General features: G+C 67.4%; 6 protein-coding genes and 1 pseudogene. 2 read left to right on the top strand and 5 right to left on the bottom strand.

Annotated features, from left to right (window positions below; all coding sequences use genetic code 11):
* Positions 1–440, bottom strand: a pseudogene (locus RUU78_RS15655) (urocanate hydratase); the annotation flags it as partial.
* 175 nt (positions 441–615) lie between these two features.
* On the opposite strand from RUU78_RS15655, the gene RUU78_RS15650 reads away from it, so the two are divergent.
* Positions 616–1,920: an ectonucleotide pyrophosphatase/phosphodiesterase gene (locus RUU78_RS15650; RefSeq protein ID WP_313918224.1), complete on the top strand. Its 1,305-nt coding sequence runs from the start codon at positions 616–618 to the stop codon at positions 1,918–1,920.
* Positions 1,921–1,926: 6 nt separating this feature from the next.
* Here the strand turns inward: RUU78_RS15650 and RUU78_RS15645 are convergent, their stop codons facing one another.
* Positions 1,927–3,288, bottom strand: a complete 1,362-nt coding sequence (locus RUU78_RS15645) for a formimidoylglutamate deiminase (RefSeq protein ID WP_313918222.1) — start codon at positions 3,286–3,288, stop codon at positions 1,927–1,929.
* A gap of 168 nt (positions 3,289–3,456) precedes the next feature.
* On the opposite strand from RUU78_RS15645, the gene hutI reads away from it, so the two are divergent.
* Complete coding sequence (gene hutI, locus RUU78_RS15640; RefSeq protein ID WP_313918220.1) at positions 3,457–4,683, top strand: imidazolonepropionase; 1,227 nt, start codon at positions 3,457–3,459, stop codon at positions 4,681–4,683.
* 100 nt (positions 4,684–4,783) lie between these two features.
* Here hutI and RUU78_RS15635 read toward each other — a convergent pair whose 3' ends face one another.
* From RUU78_RS15635 to RUU78_RS15625, 3 genes are all read right to left on the bottom strand, one after another.
* Positions 4,784–4,960, bottom strand: a complete 177-nt coding sequence (locus RUU78_RS15635; RefSeq protein WP_313918219.1) for a 30S ribosomal protein THX — start codon at positions 4,958–4,960, stop codon at positions 4,784–4,786.
* An 86-nt stretch (positions 4,961–5,046) separates the two neighbouring features.
* On the bottom strand, positions 5,047–6,084 hold the full coding sequence (locus tag RUU78_RS15630) for a cation diffusion facilitator family transporter (protein WP_313918217.1): 1,038 nt from the start codon (positions 6,082–6,084) through the stop codon (positions 5,047–5,049).
* Between the two features lie 59 nt (positions 6,085–6,143).
* A partial coding sequence (locus tag RUU78_RS15625; protein ID WP_313918215.1) for a MerC domain-containing protein occupies positions 6,144–6,503 on the bottom strand: 360 nt, incomplete at its 5' end.

Raw genomic sequence — 6,503 nt, 5'->3', positions numbered from 1 at the left:
ACGATGCCCTGGCTGCCGATGTAGATCCACGAGCCGGCCGTCATCTGGCCGTACATCATGAGTCCCTTGCGATCCAGCTCGTTGAAGTGCTCCCAGGTCGACCAGGCCGGCACAAGATTGGAATTGGCCAGCAGCACACGCGGCGCGTCGACGTGAGTCGGGAAGACGCCGACCGGCTTGCCCGACTGGATCAGCAGGGTTTCATCGTCCTGAAGTTCACGCAGGGAACGCAGGATCGCGTCGAAGCATTCCCAGTTGCGCGCGGCGCGGCCGATGCCGCCATAGACGACGAGTTCAGCGGGGTTTTCCGCCACTTCCGGATCGAGGTTGTTCTGCAGCATGCGGAAGGCGGCTTCGGACAGCCAGCTCTTGCAGCTCAGCGCGTTGCCGCGGGGCGCGCGGATGACACGCGTGGTATCGATGCGGGTGGGGGCGTTCATGGCCGGCTCCGTGTGGCGAAGCGGCGATTATAGGCCGCGTCCCGGGGCCGCCGGGTGGCAGTGTGACAGCGCGCTGTCACGCTGCCCAGCCTGGGCCATTCGCACCGCCGCCGCCCCGCCCGGCAAGACTTCCGGCGCTGCAAAAGCACCATCAAGGGCTGGCATACTCGAGCGCATGCCCAGTCTCCGTCCTGCTCCGGCGCCGCTGTTGCGCCTCCTTCTGCTCGCCTGCCCGGCACTGCTGCTGGTCGCGTGTGCGAACCATGCATCGCGCGCACCCGCGCAACCCGAGCAGACACTGTCGTCGGTAGCCGCGACGACCGAACCCGACTATCTGCTGCTGGTTTCCATCGACGGTTTCCGCGCCGACTACCTGGACCGCGGCGTCACCCCACGCCTGGCCACGTTGGCCGCGGGCGGCGTACGCGCCGAGGCGTTGCGTCCGGCGTTTCCGTCGCTGACGTTTCCCAACCACTACACCCTCGTGACCGGCCTGTATCCGGACCACCACGGCATCGTGCACAACCGCATCGAGGGCGACGGGGAAAAAAGCAAATTCGTATACAGCGACGCCAGCACCACCGCCGACGCGCGCTGGTGGGGCGGCGAGCCGATCTGGGTCGGCGCCGAACGCCACGGGCTGCGCAGCGCGACCATGTTCTGGCCGGGCTCCGATGCCGCCATCGGCGGCGTGCGACCGACCTACTGGAAACCGTTCGATCGCGAGTTCAGTGCCGACGCTCGCGTCGACACGGTGCTGGGCTGGCTCGATCTGCCGGATGCGCAGCGGCCACGCTTCATGACCCTGTATTTCGAGCAGGTCGATCGGACCGGCCACGACTACGGCCCGGGCTCGCCCGAGGTCGATGCGATGCTCGGGCAGGTCGACACGGCCCTGGGACGCCTCGTCGACGGCCTCGACGCGCGCGGCCTGCGCGACAAGTTCAACCTCGTCGTGGTATCGGATCACGGCCTCACCGGGTCCAGCGTCCAGCGCACCATCGTAGCCGACGACATCGTCGACCTTCAGCGCGTGCGCGCGGTCACCTACGGCGTGGTCGCCGGGTTCGTGCCGGCGCCTGGGCAGCAGCGCTATGCGGACGCCACGCTGCTCAAGCCGCACGACCACATGCAGTGCTGGCGCCGCACACAGATTCCCGCGCGTTTCCACTACGGCAGCAACCCGCGTATTCCGCCGATCGTCTGCCTCGCGGCGCCGGGCTGGATGATCACCAACGCCACCTGGCTCAAGGAGCACGCCGACGACTTCTCGCGCGGCGAGCATGGCTATGACAACGCGATACCCGACATGCGTGCGCTGTTCGTCGCCAGCGGCCCAGCCTTTCGCCGCGGCGTGCGCGTGCCGGAGTTCGACAACGTGGACGTCTATCCGCTGCTGGCCCACCTGCTCCGGATCAAGCCGGCGCACAACGACGGCAACGCACAGACCATGCACGGCATGCTGCGCGGCGCGCGCTGAGCCGGCTCAGAAACCGATCGCCCGCAGCGCGGCGGCATAGCGTTCGGCAATACGCGCCGCGTCACGGTGGCGGCCGTCGCGCACGCACCATTGTCCGTTGACCATGACGTCCCGCACGAGATTGCGGTTGCCGGAAAACACGAACGTATCGAGCAGGTGATCGCGCCCCCGCGATGCCATCTGCGGTGCGCTGTCGTCGAGCACGATCAGGTCCGCGCGCATGCCTTCGCCCGCTTCGATCACGCCGAGCGCAGCGCCTGCGGCGCGCGCGCCGCCGAACAGCGCATCGCCCCACAGCGTCTCGCCGACGCTGCTCGAGGATTCCGACACCGCGATGTTGCGATGTCTCGACTGCAGTCGCTGGCCGTATTCGAGCCAGCGCAGCTCTTCGACCGGCGATACGGAAATATGGCTGTCCGAACCGATGCCGAAGACGCCGCCGGCATCGAGGAAAGCCTTCAGCGGGAACAGACCGTCGCCGAGGTTCGCCTCTGTGGTCGGGCAGAGTCCGGCCACCGCGCCGCTGGCCGCGAGCGCGCGCGCTTCCTCGGCAGTGAGATGCGTCGCGTGCACCAGGGTCCAGCGTGCATCGACCGGCGCGTTGTCGAGCAGCCATTCCACCGGCCGCGCGTTGCGCAGCGCCAGGCAGTCCTGAACTTCGCCGATCTGCTCGGCGATGTGGATGTGGATAGGGGCGTCGTCGACGAGCCCGCTGTCGAGCACCCGCTGCAGCGACGCCTGCGGCACGGCGCGCAGCGAATGCAGCGCGACGCCGACGCGCAAGGTCGCGTCTTCCAGCCCGCGCAGCGTCTGCAGCAGGGTCAGATAGGCCTCGGTCGCGTGGCCGAAACGGCGCTGGCGTTCGCCGAGTTCGCGTCCGTCGAAACCGCCGGTCTGGTACAGCGTCGGCAGCAGGGTAAGGCCGATGCCAGTCTCACGCGCAGCCTCGATCAATGCCAGCGACATCGCCGCCGCGTCGGCGTACGGCTTGCCGTCAGGCTGATGATGCAAATAGTGGAATTCACAGACCTGGGTATAGCCAGCCTCGAGCATTTCGACGTAGAGCTGAGCGGCGATCGCCCTGAGCTCATCCGGGCCGACCCGGCCAGCGAACGCGTACATCGTTTCGCGCCAGGTCCAGAAGCTGTCCTCGGGGTTGGTCTGGCGCTCCGCCAGCCCGGCCATGGCACGCTGGAACGCATGCGAATGCAGGTTCGGCATGCCCGGCAGCACCCAGCCGCCGAGGCGTTGTCCTGTCGCGTCTGTATTCGGTTCCACGGCGGTGAAGCAGCCGTTGTCGATACGGAAGCTCACGTCGGGCTCCCAGCCGTGGGGCAGCCAGGCATGGTCGCTGCGGTACGAGGTCATTGCGGTTCTCCGGTGAGGCGCGATCGCGGCCGCGGCAAGGCTGCGCATGGTGAGCGTTCGGCGCGCCCGCGCCAAGCCCGATCGCGCCACCGCGGCCAGCTGCACATCCTGCTGACGGTGCGGACGCGTCGACGCTGATCGTCGCGTTGACGCTGCTACCATCGCCGCATGGAGACGAACTGGGATTGCCTGCTACTGGATTGCCGGCTGGCCACACTGGCCGACAATGGACAGCCCTATGGGCGCATCGATGACGCTGCGGTCGCCTGGAAAGACGGGCTCATCGCGTTCGCCGGGCCACGCGACGAGCTACCCGGCGCGCCCGAATCACTTGCGCGCGAGATCGAATCGCTGCACGGCGCGTGGATCACGCCCGGCCTGATCGACTGCCACACGCACCTCGTCTTTGCCGGCGACCGCGCGCAGGAATTCGAGCAGCGCCTCAACGGTGCGAGCTACGAAGAGGTCGCTCGCGCGGGCGGCGGCATCAATTCCACCGTGCGCCGGACCCGCGCCGCGAGCGCCGAGGCGCTCCTCGCCCAATCGCTGCCGCGAGCACGCGCGCTGCTTGCCGACGGCGTCACCACACTGGAGATCAAATCGGGCTACGGCCTGAATCTGGACAGCGAGCGCAAGATGCTCCAGGTCGCACGACGCATCGGCGAGGAACTCGGCGTCGGCGTGCGAACGACATTTCTCGGTGCGCATGCACTGCCGCCCGAATACAGCGGCAACCAGTCGGCCTATATCGACGAGGTATGCATCCATATGATGCCGGCGCTGGCAGCCGAAGGACTGGTCGACGCGGTCGACGCGTTCTGCGAAAACATCGGCTTCACGCCCAGCGAAACGCGGCGAGTGCTGGAAACCGCGCAGGGCCTGGGCATTCCGGTCAAGCTGCATGCGGACCAGCTCAGCGACCTCCACGGCGCGGCGCTCGTGGCCGAATTCCGTGGCCTGTCGGCCGACCATATCGAATACACCGGCATCGCCGGCGTCAAGGCCATGGCCGAAGCCGGCACGGTCGCCGTACTGCTGCCGGGCGCCTTCCATGTGTTGCGCGAAACCCGGCTGCCGCCGATCGCGGCATTGCGCGATCACGGTGTCGCCATGGCCGTGTCCACCGATCTGAATCCGGGCACTTCGCCTCTGCTGTCGCTGCGCCTGGCCATGAGCCTGGCCTGCACACTGTTCCGGCTGACGCCGGAGGAAGCGCTGCGCGGCACGACCGTGCATGCGGCGCGCGCGCTGGGGCTCGGCGATCGCGGCCGGGTTGCGGTCGGGCTGCGTGCCGACCTGTGCGTCTGGGACATCGGCGAGCCGGCCGAACTGTGTTACTGGCTCGGCGGCGGTGGCGCGCGGCGCGTCTACGCGGGCGGCAGGCGGCTCGTCTGAGTGAGACTGCCGGCAACTGCCTCACAAACAAAAACCCCTGCTTGCGCAGGGGTTTTTGTTTGGACATGCCCATCCGATCGGGCGAAGCGACGACGCGAGATCAGGCGGCGGGCTTTTTCGCGGCGGGCTTCTTCGCGACCGGAGCGACCTTCTTCACAGCAGTGGTCTTGCTGACGGTCTTCGTCGCTGCATCAGTCTTGATGACATGCGGACGGATGTTGCCGTAGCTGCCGGAATAGATCTTGCCCTTGCGGGTCTTCTTGTCGCCCTTACCCATCTCGAATCACTCCAGGAATTGCTTGCAATGGCCGCGTAGCTTACCAGCGCGGCGGCCGCACGCAAAACTGGCCTGGCTGACTGGGGTCAGTGGGCGTGGCCGTGTCCGGAACAGATCGGCCTGATCGCGGTTTCCGTCGGCGGCTCGCATTCGGGTGCATGGCACAGAACCCCGTCCAGTTGGACCGTGACATGCTCAATGCCGAAGCGCTGGCGCAGCGTGCGTCCGACCGCGAGGATGGCGTCGTCCGGCGCCGTGCCTTCGTTGAGACGCGCATGCAGCGTCGCCACACGCACACCCCCGGCGAGCTGCCAGACATGTACATGGTGCACCTCGCGCACGCCGGTCACCTCCTGCTCGACCGTGCTCACGATCGCGGCCACTTCGACCCCTTCCGGAACCCCTTCCAGCAGGATGTGCGCGGAACGCCGCAGCAGGCGCCAGGCGCTGTTGAGGATCAGCAGCGACACGAAGACGGAGATCGCCGGGTCGGCCCAGAGCCAGTCGAAATAGCGCACCAGCAGCGCGGCGCTGACCGCACCGAGGGAGCCCAGCAGGTCACCGATCACATGCAGGCGCGCGCCGGCGGTATTGAGATCGTCGTGATCGTGGCCGCCGAGGACGCTCAGCACGAGCAGGTTCACACCGAGGCCAGCGAGCGCGACCGCCAGCATCATGCCGGACAGGATCGGCGCGGGCGCGTAGAAGCGCTGGGCGGCCTCGAACAGAATCCACGCGACGAGCATGAACTGCGTCAGCGCATTGGTATATCCGACCAGCACCTCCAGCCGCGCGTAGCCGAAGCTGCGCCGCGCATCGGCCGGACGCTGGGCGAAATGCGCGCCTAGCCACGCAAACAGGAGCGCCAGGGCATCGACGAGCATGTGGCCCGCGTCGGCGACCAGGGCGAGTGATCCCGACAGCCAGCCGCCGATCGCCTCAACGACCATCATCAGCGTGGTCAGCGCAAAAGCCAGCATGAGCTTGCGCGTGCGACGGCGGTCGCCAAAGTAGCCGGCTACGTGACCGCGCGCTTCGTCGTCGAGCTCGGCGTGGCTGTGGCCATGGTCGTGATCATGGTCGTGCGCAGGAGCCGCGGCGGGATGCGAATGCGGATGGGTCATCGGAAGAACGCGGCAGCAAGGGTCGCGGCATGCTAGGAACGGTGGTGCCGGTTACACAATCACCCGTGTCGGCAATTCGCATCATGCACGTGGGAAAGACGCAGGTTCACGAGATGGGCCAGCGCAAGCAGGCTGCCGCCGGTGCTGACCAGCCAGGCATGCGTCACGGCCGCATGCTCGACATCCACGATGACACCGGCGAGCAGCAGGATCAGCGCCGGCAACAGCACGAACAAGGCGTTGAGCCGCCGGTGCCGGCGATAGCCGAGCAACAGCATGGTCGTAGCGAGGGTGCACGCGAAGACGACGAAGCCACGCTCGACCGCGTGATCGGCCAGGAAGCCCAGGCCCAGCGCCGGTAGCAAGGCGATAACGAAAGGCAACAGCGCGCAGTGGATGGCACACAGAAATGAAGCGGT

The sequence above is a fragment of the Tahibacter sp. genome (assembly GCF_032229445.1).
Classification (GTDB): Bacteria; Pseudomonadota; Gammaproteobacteria; order Xanthomonadales; family Rhodanobacteraceae; genus Tahibacter.
This window is presented reverse-complemented; position numbering and strand designations above follow the sequence as displayed.